Source organism: Methylobacterium sp. E-016, assembly GCF_022829745.1.
Taxonomy (GTDB): Bacteria; Pseudomonadota; Alphaproteobacteria; order Rhizobiales; family Beijerinckiaceae; genus Methylobacterium.
The window spans coordinates 1-20,191 of the sequence record NZ_JAKSYF010000175.1; the positions used below are offsets into that span (position 1 = coordinate 1).

General features: G+C 65.1%; 22 protein-coding genes and 1 pseudogene. 11 read left to right on the forward strand and 12 right to left on the reverse strand.

Going from position 1 to position 20,191, the window contains the following annotated elements; genetic code table 11:
* Positions 1–136: 136 nt before the first annotated feature.
* The gene (gene ligD, locus MKK68_RS26135) at positions 137–1,885 is read right to left on the reverse strand and encodes a non-homologous end-joining DNA ligase (RefSeq protein ID WP_244033402.1); all 1,749 of its coding nucleotides are present in this window, start codon (positions 1,883–1,885) and stop codon (positions 137–139) included.
* Positions 1,886–2,090: 205 nt separating this feature from the next.
* On the opposite strand from ligD, the gene MKK68_RS26140 reads away from it, so the two are divergent.
* The 3 genes from MKK68_RS26140 to uvsE all read left to right on the forward strand — a co-directional run bounded on the left by MKK68_RS26140 (position 2,091) and on the right by uvsE (position 5,817).
* Positions 2,091–2,999: a Ku protein gene (locus MKK68_RS26140; RefSeq protein WP_244033403.1), complete on the forward strand. Its 909-nt coding sequence runs from the start codon at positions 2,091–2,093 to the stop codon at positions 2,997–2,999.
* A 650-nt stretch (positions 3,000–3,649) separates the two neighbouring features.
* On the forward strand, positions 3,650–4,666 hold the full coding sequence (locus tag MKK68_RS26145) for a DHH family phosphoesterase (RefSeq protein ID WP_210247489.1): 1,017 nt from the start codon (positions 3,650–3,652) through the stop codon (positions 4,664–4,666).
* The gene (gene uvsE, locus MKK68_RS26150) at positions 4,663–5,817 is read left to right on the forward strand and encodes a UV DNA damage repair endonuclease UvsE (RefSeq protein ID WP_244033404.1); all 1,155 of its coding nucleotides are present in this window, start codon (positions 4,663–4,665) and stop codon (positions 5,815–5,817) included. Before MKK68_RS26145 ends, uvsE begins: the two co-directional genes overlap by 4 nt.
* Positions 5,818–5,903: 86 nt before the next feature.
* Here uvsE and MKK68_RS26155 read toward each other — a convergent pair.
* A pseudogene (locus tag MKK68_RS26155) lies at positions 5,904–6,104 on the reverse strand (DUF4113 domain-containing protein); the annotation flags it as partial.
* 236 nt (positions 6,105–6,340) lie between these two features.
* Here MKK68_RS26155 and MKK68_RS26160 point away from each other — a divergent pair.
* Positions 6,341–6,829: a hypothetical protein gene (locus tag MKK68_RS26160; RefSeq protein WP_244033405.1), complete on the forward strand. Its 489-nt coding sequence runs from the start codon at positions 6,341–6,343 to the stop codon at positions 6,827–6,829.
* Between the two features lie 79 nt (positions 6,830–6,908).
* On the opposite strand, the gene MKK68_RS26165 is transcribed toward MKK68_RS26160, so the two are convergent.
* From MKK68_RS26165 to MKK68_RS26175, 3 genes are all read right to left on the reverse strand, one after another.
* Positions 6,909–7,328: a hypothetical protein gene (locus MKK68_RS26165; protein ID WP_244033406.1), complete on the reverse strand. Its 420-nt coding sequence runs from the start codon at positions 7,326–7,328 to the stop codon at positions 6,909–6,911.
* Positions 7,329–7,427: 99 nt separating this feature from the next.
* Positions 7,428–7,922, reverse strand: coding sequence for a hypothetical protein (locus tag MKK68_RS26170; RefSeq protein ID WP_147725143.1), 495 nt, complete (start codon positions 7,920–7,922; stop codon positions 7,428–7,430).
* Positions 7,923–7,955: 33 nt separating this feature from the next.
* A complete protein-coding gene (locus MKK68_RS26175) occupies positions 7,956–9,500 on the reverse strand; it encodes a chromosome partitioning protein ParA (RefSeq protein ID WP_147725142.1) in 1,545 nt (514 codons plus the stop codon).
* 809 nt (positions 9,501–10,309) lie between these two features.
* On the opposite strand from MKK68_RS26175, the gene MKK68_RS26180 reads away from it, so the two are divergent.
* From MKK68_RS26180 to MKK68_RS26190, 3 genes are all read left to right on the forward strand, one after another.
* Positions 10,310–10,798 (forward strand): hypothetical protein, encoded by a 489-nt coding sequence (locus MKK68_RS26180; RefSeq protein WP_147725141.1) that lies wholly within the window; start codon positions 10,310–10,312, stop codon positions 10,796–10,798.
* Positions 10,798–11,337 carry a hypothetical protein gene (locus tag MKK68_RS26185; RefSeq protein WP_147725139.1) on the forward strand — a complete coding sequence of 180 codons (540 nt, stop codon included), beginning with the start codon at positions 10,798–10,800 and terminating at the stop codon, positions 11,335–11,337. The genes MKK68_RS26180 and MKK68_RS26185 overlap by 1 nt, the downstream gene beginning before the upstream one ends.
* A 253-nt stretch (positions 11,338–11,590) precedes the next feature.
* The gene (locus MKK68_RS26190; protein WP_187274842.1) at positions 11,591–12,055 is read left to right on the forward strand and encodes a hypothetical protein; all 465 of its coding nucleotides are present in this window, start codon (positions 11,591–11,593) and stop codon (positions 12,053–12,055) included.
* Here MKK68_RS26190 and MKK68_RS26195 read toward each other — a convergent pair.
* From MKK68_RS26195 to MKK68_RS26205, 3 genes are read right to left on the reverse strand one after another with little or no spacing between them, the layout of a single operon-like run.
* Positions 12,052–13,383, reverse strand: coding sequence for a Y-family DNA polymerase (locus MKK68_RS26195; protein WP_244033407.1), 1,332 nt, complete (start codon positions 13,381–13,383; stop codon positions 12,052–12,054). The genes MKK68_RS26190 and MKK68_RS26195 overlap by 4 nt on opposite strands.
* Positions 13,380–13,832, reverse strand: coding sequence for a LexA family protein (locus tag MKK68_RS26200; protein ID WP_147725132.1), 453 nt, complete (start codon positions 13,830–13,832; stop codon positions 13,380–13,382). Before MKK68_RS26200 ends, MKK68_RS26195 begins: the two co-directional genes overlap by 4 nt.
* Complete coding sequence (locus MKK68_RS26205; protein WP_409567329.1) at positions 13,829–14,041, reverse strand: hypothetical protein; 213 nt, start codon at positions 14,039–14,041, stop codon at positions 13,829–13,831. Before MKK68_RS26205 ends, MKK68_RS26200 begins: the two co-directional genes overlap by 4 nt.
* Before the next feature lie 150 nt (positions 14,042–14,191).
* On the opposite strand from MKK68_RS26205, the gene MKK68_RS26210 reads away from it, so the two are divergent.
* Positions 14,192–14,443: a DUF6894 family protein gene (locus MKK68_RS26210; protein ID WP_147725128.1), complete on the forward strand. Its 252-nt coding sequence runs from the start codon at positions 14,192–14,194 to the stop codon at positions 14,441–14,443.
* Positions 14,444–14,454: 11 nt separating this feature from the next.
* Positions 14,455–14,697, forward strand: a complete 243-nt coding sequence (locus MKK68_RS26215; RefSeq protein ID WP_147859442.1) for a hypothetical protein — start codon at positions 14,455–14,457, stop codon at positions 14,695–14,697.
* A gap of 423 nt (positions 14,698–15,120) precedes the next feature.
* Here the strand turns inward: MKK68_RS26215 and MKK68_RS26220 are convergent, their stop codons facing one another.
* Entirely contained in the window at positions 15,121–15,687 is a 567-nt protein-coding gene (locus tag MKK68_RS26220) for a MucR family transcriptional regulator (protein WP_147725124.1), read from the reverse strand.
* 413 nt (positions 15,688–16,100) lie between these two features.
* On the opposite strand from MKK68_RS26220, the gene MKK68_RS26225 reads away from it, so the two are divergent.
* Positions 16,101–16,517, forward strand: coding sequence for a hypothetical protein (locus MKK68_RS26225; protein ID WP_187274843.1), 417 nt, complete (start codon positions 16,101–16,103; stop codon positions 16,515–16,517).
* Positions 16,518–16,890: 373 nt separating this feature from the next.
* Positions 16,891–17,286 (forward strand): MucR family transcriptional regulator, encoded by a 396-nt coding sequence (locus tag MKK68_RS26230; RefSeq protein ID WP_244033412.1) that lies wholly within the window; start codon positions 16,891–16,893, stop codon positions 17,284–17,286.
* Between the two features lie 48 nt (positions 17,287–17,334).
* Here MKK68_RS26230 and MKK68_RS26235 read toward each other — a convergent pair whose 3' ends face one another.
* From MKK68_RS26235 to MKK68_RS26245, 3 genes are all read right to left on the reverse strand, one after another.
* A complete protein-coding gene (locus MKK68_RS26235) occupies positions 17,335–17,727 on the reverse strand; it encodes a response regulator (protein WP_279605514.1) in 393 nt (130 codons plus the stop codon).
* Between the two features lie 100 nt (positions 17,728–17,827).
* Positions 17,828–18,325 carry a hypothetical protein gene (locus tag MKK68_RS26240; RefSeq protein ID WP_244033410.1) on the reverse strand — a complete coding sequence of 166 codons (498 nt, stop codon included), beginning with the start codon at positions 18,323–18,325 and terminating at the stop codon, positions 17,828–17,830.
* A 55-nt stretch (positions 18,326–18,380) separates the two neighbouring features.
* Positions 18,381–19,751, reverse strand: coding sequence for an MFS transporter (locus MKK68_RS26245; RefSeq protein WP_244033411.1), 1,371 nt, complete (start codon positions 19,749–19,751; stop codon positions 18,381–18,383).
* Between the last annotated feature and the right edge of the window lie 440 nt (positions 19,752–20,191).

Genomic DNA, 20,191 nt, shown 5'->3' on the forward strand with positions numbered 1-20,191 from the left:
TCAGGCCCACGACAAGCCCGCGAAGCTCGCTCAGCGAAAGGGCATCCAAACCATCGGGATCCGGCAGCGCCATGCCGCATGTTGAATCACGCCCGAGCCAAACCGCAAAACGCCACCGCCCGGTGATCTGCCCCAGTTACAGGATTCGGTCGGCAACCTCTTCGTAATACTCGGCGAGACCCTCCTTGGTCAGGCCGACGTCGGGCCAGAGCACGCGATCCGGATGCGTCAGCGGCGTGGCCTTCACCGGCGGCTTCCGCTTACGAGGCTTCGCGGCCGCGGCCCCCTTCTCCCGTACGACCTCCTCAGGCCGCACGTCGCTCCGGAGGGTCTTGAAGGACGCGTGCCGAAGCTGGCCGTCGCCCGTCCACCCGCGGAACGTGACCTCGCAGACGAGCCGGGGCTCGACCCAGCGGGCGTTGCGGCGCGCCGGCGGCGGCAGCTCGGCCGCGAAGGGCGCCGCCGGGATGCGCAGCGGTTCCAGCTGCGTCCAGAGATCCCGCGCAACCGCGTCGCGGAAGCCGGTGCCGACCCGCCCGACGTGGACGAGGGTGCCGTCCTCGTGCATCCCGAGGATCAACGACCCGACGGACCTGGACGCGGTGGTCGACGGCATGTAGCCGGCGACGACGAACTCCTTCGACAAGCTGCATTTGATCTTGCGCCAGGCATCGGTCCGGCCCGAGCGGTGGGGCGCGTCAGCGCGCTTGGCGACGATGCCTTCCAGTCCGAGCCTGCAGGCGTGGCGCGCCATGGCCTCGCCATCGGCGATGAGATGCTCGCTGAACCGGATGGGGCCGCCCGGCGGGGCGTCGTCGAGGACCTGCAGCAGCAGGTCCTTGCGTTCGGTCAGGGGCAGGGCACGCAGATCCCTGCCGTCGAGGTAGAGCAGATCGAAGGCGTAGACGACCGCCGATCCCGTATCGCCGGCGGCGAGCGCCTGTTGCAGGGCGGAGAAGCTGGAGACCCCGCTCTCCGTCTCGACGACGATTTCGGCGTCGATCAGGGCCGAGGGCAGCTTCATACCCTTCAGGGCCTGGGCCGCGGCTTCGAACTTCGCGGTCCAGTCGAGGCCCGAGCGCGTCAGAAGCTTCACCGAGCCGCCGTCGATGCGGGCCTGCATGCGGTAGCCATCGTGCTTGATCTCGTACAGCCAGCCGTCGCCGGTGGGTACGTCGTCGACGAGGGTCGCGAGCGCGGGTTCGACGAAGGGCGGCAGGATCGCCTGGCGGGCCCCCTTGGAGCGGCTCGCGGGCGGCTTCGTCCTCCTCTCGGCGGCGACCTCGGCGCGGGCCGCATGATCGGCTCTGACGACCCCGCCCTCGGCGAGATCCCGGTTGGTCCGGCCCGACAGGACCGAGGCCTCGTGCTCGACGAGGATGTCGCCGTCGCGGCGGGCGTGCTCGTCGTCGGCCTTCACCAGCAACCAGGGCTGCTTCTTCTCGCCGCCGCGGCCCTTCATGCGCACGAGATGCCATCGGCCCACGAGCCTTTCGCCGTGCAGGGCGAATTCGAGGTGCCCCTTCGCCAGTCCAACGGACGGATCACCCATGGGCTCCCAGGAACCGGTGTCCCAGACGATCATGGTCCCACCGCCATACTGGCCCTTCGGGATCGCGCCCTCCCAGGCCAGATAGTCGACCGGGTGATCCTCCGTCTGGACCGCGAGCCGCTTCTCGGCGGGCGACAGGCTCGGTCCGCGCGTCACCGCCCAGCTCTTGAGCACCCCGTCCATCTCGAGCCGCAGGTCGTAGTGGAGGCGCCGCGCGTCGTGCTTCTGGACGACGAACCGCGCCTTCGCCGCCTTGCGGCCGCGCTTGCCCTTGGGCTCGGGCGAGGCCTCGAAATCCCGCTTGTCCCGATAGGATCTGAGCAGCTCGGTCATCGTCCTGTGAGAACCGGAACGGCCCGTTCGGGTTCCTGGGCCGACTCCTTCGACAGGGCCATCTACAATAATGGGCAGGTTATCCACAGCTGCGCCTGTGGAGGAACGAGTCGAGTTGGACTCTCGTTGAACCGTCAAGCTCCCGACCTTCGCGGCGCGAAGGCATCGGCGGCCGGAAATACTTCGACGGACACAGGAGACGGACGTGGCAGCCCGCGCCAACTGGAAAGGTCATCTTCGACTTTCACTCGTCTCCTGCGCGGTCGGACTGTATCCGGCAGTCAGCTCGTCGAGGGAGCTGAAGTGCCATACGATCAACCGCGAGACCGGCAACCGTCTCAAGCAGCTGATGGTCGACTCCGTGACCGGCGACACCGTGGATCGCGACGATCAGGTCAAGGGATGCGAGATCGCCAAGGACGACCTCGTGCCGATCGAGGACGACGAGCTCAGCGAGATCGCCCTGGAGAGCACGCACACGATCAACATCGAGGCGTTCTGCAGGCGCGCGGAGGTCGACGAGCGCTACCTGGACAAGCCGTACTACCTGGCGGCCGAGGACAAGGTCTCGCGCGAGGCCTTCGCCGTGATCCGGGATGCGATGAGGAAGAAAGGCATGGCCGGGCTCGGCCGCATCGTCATCTACAAGCGCGAGCGGGTGGTCCTGCTTGAACCGTACGGCAAGGGCCTGCTCGCGACGCTGCTGCGATACCAGGACGAGGTCCGCTCGCCGACGGCCTACTTCGAGGACATGCCCGACGGCGATCCCACGGCCGAGATGCGGGCGCTCGCCGAGGAGCTGATCGCGCGCTCCACCCGAAAGTTCAATCCGTCGAAGTTCGAGGACCGCTACGAGGAGGCGCTGATCGCCCTGGTGAAGGGCAAGGCACCGAAGCCCGCGAAGGGCAAGAGCAAGGGCAAGGCGAAGGCCGGTGCGCCGAACTCCGGTAACGTCGTGAACCTGATGGAGGCCCTTAAGCGCAGCATCAGGTGCGAGAATGGGGAGGGATCAGCGAAGGTGCAGCCGCGGAAGACCAAGGCGAAGACCTCGACGCCTTCGAGGAAGCGCATTTCGGGCAAGGCTTTGGCCGGCAAAACCCGGAAGACCGCTTGACCCGGCGTGTGACCGACCTCGCCGGTCGACGCTCTTGACCGACAATCCGACTCTCCGGCGGCCGCTTTCGCTGCGGTTGCTAACCCGATGCGCGAACCATGAAGCGATCGATCTGGATTCGAGGGTTGTTCCGGTCGGTTGGCGTATGGCGGCCGTCCTTCCATTCGGTTCGCGGCGATGCGTTCACGGAGACTGGCGGCACGTTGCGCAATCGCGGCCGCGATACAGTGGCGACAGGGCTTTCCCGGTCCAAGGGCATCGCAGCTGCCGGGAAACCGGCAGGCCGAACCAGGCATGGCTCCCAGAGCCCTTCGACGTGATTCCGACCAGATCCTAACATCGTCCGACCCCGGACATCAGGAGGCCGATGCCGTTTGAGGGGCCGTATGGTGCCGACGGCCGATCGCCTGTGCGCTTGCACCCCGGGCAATGGAATCTTTGAACAGAATTCTCTGATTTGCCTGCCATCGGTTCCGAAACTCGGACGTTGCCTCGCCGGGCGATGCGCATCTCTTGCTTGCATCAAAGGATTTCGGGGCCGGCCTTCGAACGGGGCCATGGGGTATGAAATGACGGGTGGGTCAGTGAGGTCTCGAATGGTCGGAAGCCTGTCATCGCATGGCGATACACGAGGGTCGGCACGGGACGCGATGAAGGCCGCCCTCGCCAAGTTCAACAAAGAGAAGCCCATCCTGATCGTCAGCCATTTCGATGCGGACGGTCTGACCGCGGCCGCCATACTGGTCCGAGCCCTCCGGCAAGCGGGATGGGAGGCGGTATCGCTCGTTGTCGGTAAGGGGGAGTCACCGTGGGACCCCCAGGTCGCCGACCGGCTGGGCGAGCACGAGCCCGGCGGACTGATCCTGGCCGACCTCGGCACCCGAGCCGACCCCGTGCTGTCGGGCTGCCCGACACTCGTCATCGACCACCACGTCCCGACCGGCGAACCGAGGGACGCGATCACGATCAGCGGGAACGGCCTCGCCCCTGAGCCGACCACCGCCCTGCTTGCCTGGTGGGCCGTTGGCGCCATGGGGGACCAGGCCGACCTGCTATGGCTGGCGGCGGTGGGCCTGATCGGCGACATGGCCGAGGGCCTCGACTTCCCGGAGATCGCCGAGGCCCAGGCTCGCTGGGGCAAGACAGCCCTTCGCGATGCCACGTCGCTCGTCAACGCCCCCCGCCGAACCGCGGCGGCCGACGCAGGGCCGGCGTTACGACTTCTGCTGGCATCGGATGGCCCAAAACGCATCACCAAGGGCGACGATGCCGATGCGTTAGCTTTGCACGCGGCCAAGACCGAGGTCCGGGCGGCCATGGACACGGCCAAGCGCGTGCCGCCCGCCATCGGCGGCGACGTCGCGCTGATATCGCTCGACTCCCCGTGCCAGATCCATCCCCTGATCGCCCAGCAATGGCGGGGGCGCCTGAAGAACAAGATCGTGATCGCCGCGAACGCGGGCTATCGCCCCGGCTGGGTGCATTTCGCCGCTCGGTCGGCCAGCGGGCGCGATCTCATCGCCTTCCTCGCCGAGCATCGTCCGGCCAACGCCGACGGGCGCTACGGCAACGGCCACGCCCAGGCGACAGGCGGGGCGCTGCGCAACGCCGACTGGAACGACTTCATCCAGGGACTCGGGTTTCCCCAGGCACAGGTGCAGGCATGACCGGCAATGATCGTCCTTTGCGGCTGGGCTTTCCCGTCAAGGTGATGGGGCGGCCAGACCTGAAGTCGCAGGACACCCGGCGCTGGCAGAAGGATCCGCACCTCAAGTGCTCCCTCGAACTGCTGGACCACGTCCTGGACTACCTCAAGTCTAAGAACCTTGACATGTACCGGATGTCGTCGGACATCGCGCCTTATGCGACCCACCCGGACATGCCCCGGTTTCACAACACGGTGGCGGAGAGCGATGCCGAGCTGCGGGCGTTCGGCGCAAAGGCCCGGGCCTACGACATCCGGCTGTCGTTCCATCCCTCGCAGTACGTGCTGCTGAACGCTCCGAACCCCGAGCTCACGAAGAAGAGCATCTGGGATCTCTCCAGCCAAGCCGAGATGCTGGACCGGATGGAGCTGGACGACGAGGCGGTGATGATCACCCATGTCGGTGGCGTCTACGACGACCACGAGGCGAGCCGGGCGCGTTGGGTCGACGGCTGGAACCTCTGCCCGGAGCACGTGAAGCGCCGTCTGGTGCTGGAGAATGATGACCTGCGCTTCTCGGCGGCGGACGTGCTCTGGATCCACGAGCGTACCGGTGTGCGGTTGATTTTCGACTACCAGCATTTCTGGTGCCTCAATCCCGAGCGGCTGGACATGCGCGAGACCTTCGAGCGCTTCCTTGCGACGTGGCCCGCTGGCGTCCGCCCGAAAATGCATTTCTCCTCGCCGCGCACCGAGTTGCGCGAGATCAAGCAAAAGATCACCCCCAAGCAACGAGAGGCGGCCAAGGCCGGAAAAGCCAGGGGTAAGTCGAAGGAGGTGTTGAAGGCGCCGATCAAGGCGACGGCACGGGTGAAGACGGTGTTGCGGCCCCCCGTCTGGACGGGTCACGCCGACTTCACCAACCCCTTCGAGTTCGCGACGTTCATGCGGATGGCCGAGGGATTGGTTTTCGACGTGATGCTGGAAGGGAAATCCAAGGACCTCAGCCTCCTGCGTCTTCGCCCCGATTTGCTGCGCTTCGCACCCGACGTCGCCGCCCGGTTTGGGATCACCCCGCAGGCGGCGACGGACGACGAGGAGCAGCTGGAGGAAGGTGTCGACGCCGACGATGAGGCGGATGTCGATGAGGGGCGCGCTGAAGCCGCGGAATGACCCCGGAAATCCCGGGACGCCACCTCAAAGGTGCGCACTTCACGACAAGACGACCCTGCTGCGACGGCCCGCCATACCGCCGGTCGCGCGTGCGCCATCGCCAACTTGCCGACCTGGCTCGTGTAGCGCGGCGTCCGCATCTCAAACTTCGTGCTCCATGTCCGTTTTCTCACGAGTCTAGCCCGGGCGGGGACGACGCTGCCGCGGCCGAAGCGGGCGTTGCAGGCGTCGATCGCCGCCATCAGCGGCCGGGAGCGCTCTCGGTCGAGTTGGCCGATCGATGGGCGGACAGGAGAGGGTCTTCCGCGCTATCGAGAACGCGTGGCGCTGGGGTCCCATGCTGAAGGTCAAGCTCCATCGGCAGCGGAAGGTCTTGGCACGGCGCAAGGCTGGGAGAGCTGTGTGGAGATCGGCCGGAGCTAGGACGCCGTGACTTGCAAACCGGACACTAGATAGTTTAAATTTACTATCATCAATAATCGCGGCCTATCTAAATGGCGCACGCGTCGCGCCAAGGAGCTCCATGAAACCGGTGAAGAGATTCCCTTTCGGATACCTCTCAGCTCTCGATGCGTCTAATCAAGGGGATGCTGTCGGCACTCATATCACGAAAGTGCTACCGCTTGTCGGTCACTTCGACAGCGTTGGAACGGAGATTACCTCCGACCCTCGTTCGCCACCTGAGGATTGGTCAAAACTAATCGATCGGGTTCGTCAGGCGGCCCAGCATGCTCGTGATATTGAGGCGCAGGCTCAGGAACAGGAATTGCGCGTTCAGGCATTGCTCGACCGTGTCCGGCAGGATGTCCGGGATGCCGCTGAGCGTGTCCGAGCTGCCGAGGCACGCTCTGCCGATATCCAGAGCCGTGCCGACGCCTTGCTAAAGGCTGCCGACGAAAAACTGCTGGCGGCCGAGGAGCGTGCGCGTATCTCCGAGGAGTGGCTGGCGCGGGTCCAGGAAACTATCGTGGCAGAATTTTCAGAGAAGCCAGTCTTAAAACACGTTATCTGATGCCGGCCTTCAAAATGACCACAGGCAAGATAGAGACGAATGATGGTTTTTGTATAAATCTCTTAATTTGATGAAGCGTTCATTCGCCGCCATGGCGCTCGCGCGGCTGATCTATTAATTCGAACGTAATGGCGGCCTGTACCTTCTCGAGCCAACCTTCGGCGCTTTCAGCGCGCCTCTCGGCAGCTTCTGCCCTTTCTTCAGCTTCTAGAATTCTTGCATTTGCCATCTCGCAGAGACGGAGTGCGCCGTCCAGCTCAACGAGCGCCATATAGGCGACACGCTCTGCCTCGGTGGATTTCTCCTGTAAAACCCTGACCTCATGGTCGAGGTTCCTGATTTGCGTGGCGTAGTCCAGGCGTTCCTGCTTGATGCGAGCGAGCAGCAGGCACGCATCGGAATGGATCTTGTTGCGCCAAAGCTCGAAACTGGTAATTTCTGTCTCGGCCTGCGCAATCAGTTCAAGGACGACACCCGGGTTGACCTTGGCAAAATGCAACGGTGTAGCAAGGCTCGACGAGCCCACCTGAGCATGATCGGCGGAAGTAGCCGTAAACGAGGACGTCGGGTCCGACCTGAACACTGCACCGAGTCCGTTTCAGTCAGAGGGTTCGCCATTGAGGGACGCGGCTTTCTGTGCGGCCCTCGATCCGAAAGCCGTGATTGCCGCGTCGTGAAGCCGGACGAGCCACGCCTCAGCTTCGTGGGCCCGGCTTTCGGCCAGACGCGCGCGCTCCTCGGCACGAGAAAGCTTCTGCTCCGTGAGCGAGATCTGCTGATTCAGACGGCGCATCTCCTCCGATGCCTGGGTGGTGACATGCGTAAGCTGGGCTTCCAATTCCGCAGCTCGCTGCTCACCGATGCGGATCGCTTCGCTCGCCTCTTCGATGAGATCGACGGCGGCCGACCACTCCCTCAGGGGCGGCCCTCCTGCATTCTCCGGGTTTGCCGACATTGCTCCAGACCCACCTTCCGATGAGGGGAGGAAGCTGACGACCTTTTCTCCAGGCTTCGTCGCGTTCGATTGCCATGCACGAAGCATCATCGACTGACCCGTAGAGAACGGCATGTCTTTGGAGGCGGGATCGCTCATCCTAAACCTTGTTCCGCAATAAATATTTGATCGTTAATTTTGAACGGCTGCGTTGAACGGCCGGACGTTGCTGACGGGCTCCGACGTTGGCTCGGCACCAACCGGAGACGCATCCTCTTCCCCGGCCCGCCATCCTCGGCCCGAGCGTTTGAGGACTTCGTACTGCTTCTGAAGCGATACACGCGTTTCCCGGGCGATGTCCAAGGCGCCTTGGACCAGAGCGCGCTCCGAGCGCTCGTTCTGCAAGTCCTCCGTCAACCGCCGGTTTGCCAACTCGAACTCGGCGCGCGCCGCTTCCTGACGATGGGTCATCTGCTCGATGCGCTCGACGAGGGCAGCGTTGCGAATGCCGGCTTGCTCGACCGCCGCCTCTCGGGCAGCCAGCGCCTTGCCGAGCATGTCGCAGCGCGATTCGAGTTCACCGCGCAACCGCTGCATGTCGAGGAACCGTTCGGTCTGACGCGCCAGATCGGTCTGAAGGGAGTCCAAGCGCCTCTCCGCAGTGGTACGCGCGATGCTAGCCTCTTTGAAATTGCGATCCGCGATCCTGTGCGCCTCATCCTTCTCACGGAGTTGGTTGCGTGCCTGGCCGAGCAGCTGCTCGTTCGATTCCGCTCGATTGGTCGCGGCTTCGAGCTTCATGGCCAATCCTGAGCGCTCGGTCCGCAAGAAGCTGAGGTCCGTCTCGTGTTGAGCCTCGTTCCTTTCTCGCGCGGCGACCTCGCTCGCGAGCTGGCTCTCGGCCGCCCGTAAGCGATGGCGCTCCACTTCAGCCAGAGCCTCCAAGCTTCGATGGCGGCTCTCCAGTTCCGAGAGCTGGACGGCCTGCTCCTCGTTGAGCGTCGTCATGCGGCGGTTGTCCGCATCGAGGACACCAAGGCTCTCGCGGGCGCCGAGCAGCTCATGCTCCGATCGTGCGAGCGCGCTGTCGGCGGCCTGTGCTTCCAGCCGCAGGGCTTTGTTCTCGCCGCTCAAAGCCTTCACCTGTTCGGCTTCAGCGAAGAGTTGCCGCTCCATGTTTTCGATGGAGAGCGCTTTGTCGCGGATCTCGACACGCTGGTCGGCGATCGTAGCGTCCGCGGCGCGCAACTGGTTCTCAGATCGATCGGCTCGCGCGAGGGCATCGGAGAGCTCGGTGGCCAGACCGGCCGACCGGGTGAGAAGCTCCGCGACTTCGAGCCTGATCGTTCGGCTCGATTGGAATTCCTGCGCAAGCGACGTCTCGAGTTCGGCGATGCGCATGCTTGCGCGAGGCAGTTCATCGCTAATACTGATGATCGGCTCGAGAATGGAGGAGAAATCTTCCTCCAATGTCCTCAAGTCCTCCAGGCGATCCATCATCGCATTGATGCGCTGCCTTACGACCTCATCGCGCTGGCCGATCGAGTCGAGAGACAATGGCTTCTCCGCGCGCGCGGCGCTCGTCCGTTTCATTGCGCTATCGAACGCATCGAGGTTCGCTTTGGGCAGGGCGATGTCAGGCTTGGGCTGTCTCGATACCTCATCGACCGGCGCATCCTTCAGCGACGAGCCAGTCGACGGCGATGACAGCACGTTCCGAAAAGATGACCATGCCATCGCGAAGACGATCCTATACGCATTAAATGCCTATTATAGGCATAAGTAGATTTATATCACGCAAATCTATTAAAGGCGAATCCCAAATGCGGCGGGAACATTCGGATTGACATCGAGCGTTGTTTTTTGATTCAAGCTCGTTCAAGCGTCCAGTTTCGACGTCTAGTCGAATGCGCGCAGAAATTTTCGGATGAGATTGCGTCCTCTCATGGATGGGTTGTTCGTTTTTTTCTTATAAGGAACGTTGAATGCTTTCCGATGTACAGTGGGCGATCGCGCTGACATCTGCGGCGGCGGCGCCCACGTCGCGCGATGACGATCTCGGCCACAAGGGAGCTGCCGTTGATGGTGAGCAGGCGCCGGCTGTCAGCCGTCCCAAGCGACGCAGAGCCCCCGTCGAGGTCACCGGGGCGGCCGGCGGAACGGACGCCCGCAAGCGGATGCCACGGGCGCCGGCGGCGGCCCTCGAAACGGACCGATCCACTTAAGCCCGCCTTGTGGCAAACCCGACACAGCAAGGCGAAGGCTTCTGCCTCTATGTTTCGGTTCTGTGAATGGCTTCAAGGGGCGCTCAGTACCAAGCCATCCTAAACATAGCGACTTCACGCAGGCCGGCTGGAGCGAGCCGTCGAGAAAGCTTTGCTGCAGTGGATGGCGGTCGCCTTCGACTAAGTTGACAACGCCGACGACGCGAACGCCCGCGACATCAGCGATAGCCACTGCGTTAAGCTTCTGTTAACCATTGCGAACGATCTGTTAACTGAGCAGGCTGGCGTGGTCCGAGCCTAAGCAAATAGTGAGATAGTCCAATGGACCCGGCGAAGAAGTTCTCTTGGGAAAGCCTCTCGCCGCTGGACGTCCCGGTCGGCGAACCGGGGTCCGACGCTCAGCTCTCGAAGGTGTTGCGGCTGGTCGGCCCCCTCGATGACATCGGCGGCGGCCAGCCGCCGACGCGCCGGTCGTCGCCGCAGGACTGGTCGCTGCTGATCGACCGCGTTCGGCATGCGGCGACCCATGCGCGCGAGGTCGAGGCCCAGGTGCAGGAACAAGAGCAGCGGGTCCAGGAGCTGCTGGAACGCGCCCGCGAGGATCTCAAGCTGGCCGCTGAACGGGTTCGCGCCGCCGAAGCGCGAACCGCCGACATCCAGAGCCGCGCCGACGTGTTGCTCAATGCCGCCGACGAGCGTGTGAAGGCGGCGGAGGAGCGCGCGCGCATTGCGGAAGAGTGGCTGTCGCGGGTCTACGACACGATCGCGAACGAGTTCAGTGTCGAAGCGTCTGCGAAGCGGACCGCCTGATGTCGATCAACGCTCAGCGCCGGACCGTCGATGCGCGCCAGGACGGAGACGAGGCCGAACCCAGCGATGCTGCACGCAGCAGCACGAAATGGGCTGCCGACGTTACGTCGGGCAAGAAGGTCGTGCCCCTTTTCGCCGAGCCCAGCATGCCGGGTTCGCAGGAGACGTTCGCCGAGCCGACAGTCGTCGATTGGCCCGCCGCGCTCGACCTAATCCGAGATGTTGGAGCGCGTGTACGCCGGGCACGCGATTTTGCTCAGGAAGTCTCGCTTCGCTCCCAGTCGATCATCCGACGGAGCGTGAAGCAGACCGAGGATGCCGAGCGGCGTGCGCAAGCTGCGGAGGCGGCAGCTAAGGCTGCGACACTGCGAGCCGACAAGGCCGACGAACTCGCCCGTCTGTCGGAAGCCCGAGCCAAGCTCGCGGAGAAGCAAGCCGAGGAGGCCAGAGCCGGCGAAGCTGAAGCCCAGCTATGGCTGCGTCGCGTCCACGCCTGCCTCAAGGACGAACTGGGCGATATCGTCGTTGACCTTGCCTAGCAACGCTGTGGCTGCGACGTGATGATCCCGCCTCGGCCGGGCCCAGCGGGGCCTAGCCGGGGAAGAACGAGGCAAAGGGGTCTCATCCTTTGGAAGTTGAATCGCGCTGCACCCCGGCGTTGCGCAAGACCGCCGAGAGGACGATGCCGAGGCTCAGCCCGATCCTCCCCTTCGTGCGCTACGCTGCCTCAAGAGAACCTGAGACCACCGCGCCGCCGAGCTATGCCGTCGCGGCATCAAGCGTAGGAGAGGTGTGCTCGATCTCACGAAATGGGCTCGGGCGGCGATCAGGCGGCGGGTCGTCGAGCAGCTCCACGTGCCAGGCACGATGACCGCCATCGGCCGAGACCTCCCGGACCACATTGCCGACGACCACGCCGTCGAGGACGAGATCGTAGCTGTCAACCGCGAGGCGGTCGAGGTTGCACACTTCGGCATAGGGCGTTGCTCAGGTGCGCGACGGCAAGCCCGTGCGCCCGTCCCCGCCCTCGACGCCGAACGCGGCGCGGCACGTCCGGCCATACTGGTTCGACTGCCGGGTGCCGACCGCCTGCTGATGACCGCACGTCTGGGTCAGGCGGAGATACACGTCGTAGAGGTCGGCGTGCTCGCCGAACCGCTGCCGGAGGCGAGCCAAGTCGTAGGTGCCGCGCCGCTTGCACGGCGGGCACTCGACCACGAGCCGGCGCCCGCGGAGGTCGCACAGGCGCTCCATTAGCCGGCCACCGCGATTGGCAGCTCGCCGACCTGCGTCGTGTAGCGCGGCGTGCGCATCTCGAACTTCGTGCTCCACGTCCGCCTCTCCACGAGGCCGGCGCGGGCGGGGACGACGCTGCCGCGGCCGAAGCGGGCGTTGCAGGCGTCGATCGCCGCCATCAGCGGGCCGGAGCGCGCGCGGTCGAGCTGCCCGATCAGAGCGCGTGGGCTGGCGTCGAGCAGCATCAGGTCGGTGATCACGATCCCGGCCTTGCTGAACCGCCACGGCCGGTCGCCGGGCTCGCGCCAAGTCCTCGCCACGCCGAGGCGGGCGGCTTTGATGAGCGCCAGCGTGTCGTTCGTGGCCTCCGGCAACGTCACCGTGGTCGAGACCGAGCGCATCGGTGCGCCCCGGTCGTGCTCGCTCGTATGGTAGAACACCGAGACGTGGTTCGTGGCGAGCCCTTCGCGCCGGAGCTTCTCGCCGAGCCGCGTGGCGTGCGCCGAGACCGCCTGCTCCAGCGTGGCGCGGTCCTCGATCCGGGTCGAGAACGAGCGGGTCACCGCGCAACCCTTGCGCTGGGCCGGCAGCGCGCCGAGCGGCAGGCAGGACAGGCCGCGCAGCTCGTGGATGATGCGCTCGCCCACCACCGTCAGCGCCTTGCGCACCGGGCGGGGGTCGAGGTCGGCGAGATCGGCCACGCTGTCGACGCCCATGGCTTCGAGTTTGGCGAGCGAGGCGCGGCCGATGCCCCAGACCTCGCCGGCCGGGATGCGGCAGAGCCAGTGGTCGTACTCGGCCGGATCGGTGAGGTCGCAGACGCCGTCGAGCGGAGCGATGCGCTTGGCGATGTGGTTGGCGAGCTTGGCCAGGGTCTTGGTCGGGCCGATGCCGACGCAGGTCGGGATGCCGGTCCAGGCGCGCACCGTGGCGCGCAGATCGCGGGCCAGCGCGACGCGGCGATCGGCCCGCACGTCCGAGAGGTCGAGGAAGCTCTCGTCGATCGAGTAGATTTCCACCATGGAGGAGAAGTCGCGGTAGACCGCGTTCGCCCGGGCGCTCATGTCGCCATAGAGGGTGTAGTTCGACGAGAATACCCGCACGCCCTTCATCCGACACATCTCTCGGATCTTGAACCAGGGCTCGCCCATGCGGATGCCGAGCGCCTTGGCCTCGGCCGTCCTGGCGATGGCGCATCCGTCATTGTTGGACAGCACGATCACCGGAACGCCGGAAAGCTTCGGGTCGAACACGCGCTCACACGAGCAGTAGAAGCTGTTGCCGTCGATGAGCGCGATGGCGCGCCCTCCGCCGATCCGGTCGCGCAGCCGCGGCGCCGGACCACTCACGACAGTCGCCCGCGGGCGAGGTGCCAGCGGATCGAGAAGCGCAGCACGCCCCAGATCTCGACCTCGCCGTACTCGTCGACGGCAAACGCCGGCATCTCCGGGTTGTCGAAGTCGAGGCGGGCCCGGTTGCCGGCCATCCGGTAGCGCTTGCACGAGAGCTGCCCGTCGACCACCGCGACGACGACGCTGCCGTCCTCGGCCCGAAGGCTGCGGTCGATGCAGGCGAGGTCGCGGTCGTGGATGCCGGCGCCGCGCATGCTCTCGCCGCGGATCTGCATCAGGAAGGTCGCCGGCGGGTTCGGCACGAGCCAGCGCGGCAGCTCGAGCGCGCCTTCGAGGAAGTCGTCGGCGGGCGACGGGAAGCCGGCGCAGAGTGCTTGCCCGATGACCGGCACGCGGACGGCATCCGTGCTGCCGAGGATCAGTTCATCGACCGCGTAGGGGCTCACGCGGCGTCGCTCGCCGGCGCCGCGGCCACGCCAGCTCGGACGTAGCCGTACGAGATCAGCCGGTCGCGTTGCTCGGTCCGGCGCTCGGCCTCCGAAAGGTCGGACAGCGCGTCCTCGATCGCCCGGACCAGCGCGGCCCAGGCGTCGCCGCATGCAACCAGCCGGTAGGCCCATGCGATCGCCTCGGCCTCGGTTGAACGGATCTCCACAGGCGGTTCGTAGGGCTGGGGGTGCATCGGTGCTCCGAGTTGTCCAAGAACATACAAGGAACAGACAGTAAGCGGATCGACGGTTCAACCATGGCGATCACAGCCGGGCGCGAAGCGGTGGGATGCTGTGGAGGGCGGGGTAGAAGGCCAATGCCGACACCGCTTTACCGCTTCCACTGCACGGACGGGCACGACCTCATCGCCGATCGGCTGGGCAAGCGGCTGCCGACCTGGGCGCTGATGCGCGCGCATGCCGAGCGCGTCGTCCTGGACGTGATGCTTGGCAGCACGCGACGCGATTGGTCGACTTGGACGGTTGAGGTCTACGATGGAACGGGCCGGCACGTTCTCTCGAAGCCGTTTAGGGACGTGCTCGACAATCGACCGCCGAGACAAGGCTGAGGGGACGCACCATCGGCGCGAAGACGACGTTCGTGGGGCAGACCTTCATCATCGAGCGGAAGCGCCTGGTGCCCGGCGACCGCGAGGTGGCGCCGACAGAGAACGGCGCGGTAAAGAAGGCCGAGGCGATGTCCGGCATCGCGGCACTGAAGATCGTCGCCGACGATGAGGCCGGGAAGTTGGAGAGCGCGACGATCCTTGGCCAGTTCGGCGAGGTGCCGGACGATTTTGCGGAAAGCTTGCAGGGCAGTTGAGGTGTGAGCCGACTCTGCCCGGCCGCCTGATCCCGAGCGGCGCAAGTGTGTCTTCAGTCCGTCAGGACGGCGATCAGGGAGAAGGAACTCGCGAGCACGAAGGTGCCGGCGACAAGGGACGCGATCAACAACATGGGATGCCTCAAGCGCACACAGCGCCATTACCAACGTGCAACGCTTCGCTCAGTTGCCTGCGCGCACGGGAGGGCTGCCTTGCAAGACAATGCTGTTGAAGACTTCGAGCCTTCACACGGGAGCAGACGGTTCAGCCCCGCCCCGATCGGTTCACGGGACGGGGGAACCCGGGATCTCACCAGCGAGGCCGATACGCAACGTGGCCCGGGTGTAGGATGGCAGGACTCGGTTAGAAGCACATCACCGCGACGGATGCCGCGGTGTGCCGGAACGGGGCGCTGAGCGGCCTCAGGCCGTCCCGGCGACCTTCTTATGCCCGCGTGCCTTCGGAGCCGCCCCGGACGCCCCTGCGGCCTTGGGCTTCCGACCACGGGTCTTGGGCGCCTCGGAGACTGTCTCGTCGGCCGCGGCAGCCTTGGGAGCTGCTTTACGCCTCTGCTGGCCAAGGCCAAGCGAGCGCGCCAGCTCGGACCGCTGAGCGGAATAGCTTGCAGCGGTCGACGGGTAGTCCGACGGCAGACCGTAGCGTGCACGGTACTGCTCCAACGTCAGGCCGGCCACGGTCAGGTGACGCTTCAGCGTCTTGTAGGGCTTGCCGTCGAGGAAGGAGATCAGCGCGTCCGGCGTGATCGACTTACGGATCTGTGCCGCGGTCGGCTTCTCGGGGCCGGCAGGTTCAGCAGTCGCCCCATTGCTGAGACCGGACAAAGCCGCATGCACGCTGGCGATCACATTGTGCAACTCCGACACCGGCACGTTGTTGTTCGACACGTAAGCCGCGACGAGGTCGGCGGCGAGTTCGATGAAGTTATAGGGTTGAGCTTCGAGTTTTTCGTCCACGACGATCCCTTCCATCAAGAGGATCCACCGCTCCACCCGATGAGGTAGATCGTCAAGGCATACGCATAGGAAACGCACCTCCGCTTTACGAAATTCCGGTCGAACTCACTGTCATATCCGAGCTGAGCGCATCGGCGGGGGGACTATGTCGTGCCAAAGGAACTCCCGTCGCTTGAGCGTTATGCATCTCCTCATTTGGGTGCCATCCCAACCCGATTACGGATCGCGCACCCGACGGTGGAGCCAACCGCGACACCATCAGGCTCTAAGACCAAGCTTTGAACGCCAAAGCCAAGCGAAGCCCTAAGAAACACTCCGATACATTTTCGTGTGTCGTAGGACACGCTGTCGCGAGAACTATCGCAAGGTCTAGCAGTTGCTCCTTTATAACAGGCCGATTCTGATGGGTCGGCTATGGAGTTCACGGAATGAAGAAAATTGCTTTTGCGTCAACGGCTCTGATTGCAGCCTTGGCTTTCACGCCGGTGACCGCTGATGCCCGCGGCTTCGGCGGTGGCGGTGGCGGTGGCGGCTTCCACGGCGGTGGCGGCGGTTTCCGTGGCGGCTTCGGCGGCGGCGGCGGCGGCTTTCGCGGCGGTATAGGCACACCCCGCGGCGGTTTTGTCGGACGTGGGTTTGCCGGCCGCGGCTTCGCGGGTGGCTACGGTCGCGGCGGATATGGTCGGGGACTTGGCTACGGTCTGGCGGGCGTCGGTCTTGGCCTGGGCGTCGGCTACGGCTTAGGCGGCTACTACGGAAACTGCGGTTACGGTGGCACGTACGGGTACGGCGCCTATGGGTATGGCCCAGGCTCGTGCGGCGGGTACTACGGCTACGGGTACTGAACAGCAGCCGCAGGCTTGCGCATGATAATGAGCCCCGGACCGCAGACGCGGCCGGGGCTTTTTTAATGCGCATCGGCCCCGGCTGACCGCATTTTCCGGATGAAGTCTTTCTCCACGGCTGCACCTGAGTGACGCCGCACTGCCGCGGAGCGTGGTGAAAGCAGCTGGGACCGCCCCGATGGGGCGCCGGGCTGCCTTCTCCTGGAAACCTTATCCGTCGATCATGCGTACAGGTCACGGCAGGATCGCACGATCTTGTGCGAGTCATGCCTTGATTTGGACGAGAGATCGGTAGATCTCACGCCAGTAGCGTACATACAGGATAATCGAAGTGACGCAAGAAAACCTGGGGTTAAACCCTGACATGCTCGCAATGGCGGGCGAACTGGTAGCGGCTTACGTGTCCAACAACCGCGTGCCGGCAACTGAACTTCCCGCTTTGATCCGCACCGTTCATGCGACCCTCAATGGCATCGCGAGCGTGACAGCGGCTGGTGGTGTCAGCACCCCGGACGAAGAAGTTGAGAAGCCCACCGCGGCACAGATCCGCAAGTCGATCCGGCCCGACGGGCTCGTCAGCTTCATCGACGGAAAATCATACAAGACGTTGAAGCGACACCTCACGAAGCATGGGCTCGACCCGCGCGGCTACCGGGCGAAGTTCGGACTGCCGGACGATTATCCGACGACGGCCGCCTCGTACTCGGAGGCCCGGTCTGCTCTCGCAAAACATATTGGTTTGGGCCGGCCAGGTCGCGCAGCCGCCTGAGCAGCGTAGCTCGATGTCGCCTCGATCGGCGAACCGACGAGGCGACCTTCAAAGCTCCATGCCGCGCGCCGATATGATCCGTCGCGTGGCTTTGACCAACATTTCGTCTGAGAACGGCTTGCGCATAAACTGTGCAGCCATCGGCAGCTGATCCTCGGTCGGCGACGCCAACCCGGATACGATGAGGATCGCGACCTCCGGCCATCGTGCCGCGACCGCTTTCGCTAACGTGAACCCGGTCAACGGCTCGCCGGCCAGATCCACGTCCGCAATCATCGCGACAATCTCGGGTCGAGCGTCGAGATGAGCAACCACAGCATCTACGCCTGTTGCCTCGGCCACCTCGAAGCCGGCATCACCCAGTGCCGCAACCATCGCCATGAGCTGGACTGGCTCGTCCTCTACGACCAACACGGCTGCTCGCGCCTTAGACTCTACCATGGGCTGCGTTCCCGTGCTCCAATTCTCAGGAACGCAACTGACGCGGATCTCGCCTCACCTGCCAGGTTCACGACTTTGAGTCGCGAACCTACTCCGTGCCTCAACCTGCCCCATAGCCGCCCTTCGAGTTGCTCGAGCTAGTGGACGGCGGCTTGCCGTCGTAACCGCCGCTCTCAGGCGTGCGGTCTGGCTTTGGATCGGGCAACCCGGGCGAGGTTGGTCCCGCGCTCTCAGCCAGGGGCGGCGGCGCCTTTGAGGGATCGAGCGGATGACCGGGCGGCTGAGCGCCGATGGCCTCCGTCTTGGTCGCTGTGTCGTCACTCATAGTGCCCTCGCTCGTGTCCTGTCTGAAGGCGCGCAGGCCACAGGAGTTCCGGCGGTGTGGCAGATCTCTGCGACCAATCGCACCTCTACTTCTGAGGGCGGCGGTGTCGACCGCGTCGTTGACGAACGCACAGACGACCTGGGCCTTGCCGGCAAGGACCGCCGTGGTCCGGTCGAGCCGGGCATCGATGTAGGTCAGGGCGTGGCGGCCCGCGACCGCCGCGTCGAGGAAGCGCCGGTCGTACGGCTTGGTGCTGAAGACCGCGACATCCATGTGGTCATCCTTGGGCGTGAGGGCGTTCGAGGAGAAGGCATTTGGACGAAGCCGCTCAGGCGGGCGCCAGGACTGAGACGAAAGGCTTCGTGCCGTCCTGCGCGAGGGGTCCCTGCTCGGCCGTGCCGGTCTCCCGGAGGAACAGAGCGAGGACCAAGGCCAGGACGACGCCGCCCACCAGGGGCAGGAAGGCGGTCTGGAAGTCGGCCAGGGTCAAGGGTACGCCCTGCCGCGGTAGCATCAGGTGCGAGATGAACGGCGACATGATCCCCGTCGTCACGAAGACGAGGAAGTTCATCACCCCGGCCGCGGTGCCCTTCACCTCCGACGGGTTTGTCTCCTTCATCATCGAGAAGGGGATCATCGCCGCCCCGGACGCGATGCCGAGGATGAGGGCCACGGAGTAGCGCGGCAGCGTGCCCACCGGGACGTAGATGGCCGTCAGGCCCGCGGCGAGCATCAGCAGGGCGCCGCCCAGCAGCACCGGCTTACGCCGGCCGAGCCTGTCCGAGACGTATCCGAGGAGCGGGCAGCCGAGGACCCAGCCGATGGGCACCATGGCCGCGTCCGACGCGGCCTCCGCCATCGACAGGTTCTCGCCGGCATGGAGGAAAGACGTGGCCCAGACCAGGGCGCCGATGGTGGTGGGCAGGAACAGAAGGCCCCCGACGATGCCGGCGAGCCAGCTCTGCGGATTACCGAAGATAACCTTGAACGGATGGAGCAGGGCGGAGACCGAGAACCCGGCATGGTGGCTCGGGCTGTCGCCGGTCTCGCGCGGCATCACGAACCAAGTCGCGAGGGCCAAGACAAAGCCCATCGCGGCGAAGGCGACCCAGACATGCTGCCAGGGGACGTTGAAGCCGCCGGCCGGGTCGATGGCCATGTGAACGGGCTTCGATCCGAACGCCGCGCCGGCCATGCCCAGGCATTGCGTGAGGCCGATGAACAGCGCCAGCATGCGCGTCGGCAGGTAGCGGGCCGCCACGTAGGACGAACCGACGAAGGCGAAGATCGCCCCGGTCGCCTGAAGGACGAAGCCGATCATGCCGGCCGCCTCGCTTCCTTGCGCGAAGACGAGACATCCGAGGCCGACGACGGCGATGCCGTACGGGATGGTCTGGTGGGCGCCGTACCGGTCCAGCAGGACGCCTGCGACCAGGGCCATCACAGCGTAGGCGACGTAATAGGCCGAGATCATCGTCCCGATGTGATTGGCACCCCAGGCCGAGGCGAGTTCCGCCTGCATCACCCCGGGCGCAGACCGCACCGCGTACTGGAAGAAGTAGAAGACCGCGCAGAGCACCCAGGAAAGGAGGAACAGGAGCTTGAGCTCGGCCGGCGGCGAAGGATCGGATCGTCCACCTGCAGGCGCCGCCACCGAGAGGTCTTTTGGATCGCTTTTGGCGATTGCCGCGTCCACCATTTCGAGATCTCTCCGGCATTCGCGGCTGACCGCGGTTTCGTGATGCCCGCCCGGAAAGCACGTTCTTCCATGGTCGTTCGCGACATCGAGAGCCCCTGGTGAGGGGACGCGTCCTGCGAGCGAACGAGGGGACACGAAGACCCTAGATCGGGGCTCGGGACGAAGCCTTGCGCTGGATCAAGGATACCGCCCGCGTTCCCGCCGTAGGCTCGTTCCCAGCTGGCACCTCGATGGGCGGACCTCGCTCGCGACCGTGATCGGCCCACGAGGAACGGGTGACATGGGCGGGAGAACTCAAAGGTGTCAATCGGCGTTGAAAAGGGACCCGGGATCGGCGTCCAAAAAGGACCCACTGGCGGCATGGTTTCCATTGATCGGTGACGCAGCGGGCGACGCCGCGAAGCCGTCAGGGTGAGCGCAGCGGCGTCGCCCGCGTCTCC

Coding starts and splice junctions, on each gene's coding strand:
- MKK68_RS26225 (WP_187274843.1), top strand. CDS start 16,101: ATGAAGAAAATTGCTTTTGCGTCAACGGCTCTGATTGCAGCCTTGGCT.
- MKK68_RS26245 (WP_244033411.1), bottom strand. CDS start 19,751: ATGGTGGACGCGGCAATCGCCAAAAGCGATCCAAAAGACCTCTCGGTG.
- uvsE (WP_244033404.1), top strand. CDS start 4,663: ATGACCGGCAATGATCGTCCTTTGCGGCTGGGCTTTCCCGTCAAGGTG.
- MKK68_RS26175 (WP_147725142.1), bottom strand. CDS start 9,500: ATGGCATGGTCATCTTTTCGGAACGTGCTGTCATCGCCGTCGACTGGC.
- ligD (WP_244033402.1), bottom strand. CDS start 1,885: ATGACCGAGCTGCTCAGATCCTATCGGGACAAGCGGGATTTCGAGGCC.
- MKK68_RS26230 (WP_244033412.1), top strand. CDS start 16,891: ATGGCGGGCGAACTGGTAGCGGCTTACGTGTCCAACAACCGCGTGCCG.
- MKK68_RS26160 (WP_244033405.1), top strand. CDS start 6,341: ATGAAACCGGTGAAGAGATTCCCTTTCGGATACCTCTCAGCTCTCGAT.
- MKK68_RS26235 (WP_279605514.1), bottom strand. CDS start 17,727: ATGGTAGAGTCTAAGGCGCGAGCAGCCGTGTTGGTCGTAGAGGACGAG.
- MKK68_RS26180 (WP_147725141.1), top strand. CDS start 10,310: ATGGACCCGGCGAAGAAGTTCTCTTGGGAAAGCCTCTCGCCGCTGGAC.
- MKK68_RS26185 (WP_147725139.1), top strand. CDS start 10,798: ATGTCGATCAACGCTCAGCGCCGGACCGTCGATGCGCGCCAGGACGGA.
- MKK68_RS26170 (WP_147725143.1), bottom strand. CDS start 7,922: ATGAGCGATCCCGCCTCCAAAGACATGCCGTTCTCTACGGGTCAGTCG.
- MKK68_RS26210 (WP_147725128.1), top strand. CDS start 14,192: ATGCCGACACCGCTTTACCGCTTCCACTGCACGGACGGGCACGACCTC.
- MKK68_RS26240 (WP_244033410.1), bottom strand. CDS start 18,325: ATGGATGTCGCGGTCTTCAGCACCAAGCCGTACGACCGGCGCTTCCTC.
- MKK68_RS26145 (WP_210247489.1), top strand. CDS start 3,650: ATGAAGGCCGCCCTCGCCAAGTTCAACAAAGAGAAGCCCATCCTGATC.
- MKK68_RS26220 (WP_147725124.1), bottom strand. CDS start 15,687: ATGGAAGGGATCGTCGTGGACGAAAAACTCGAAGCTCAACCCTATAAC.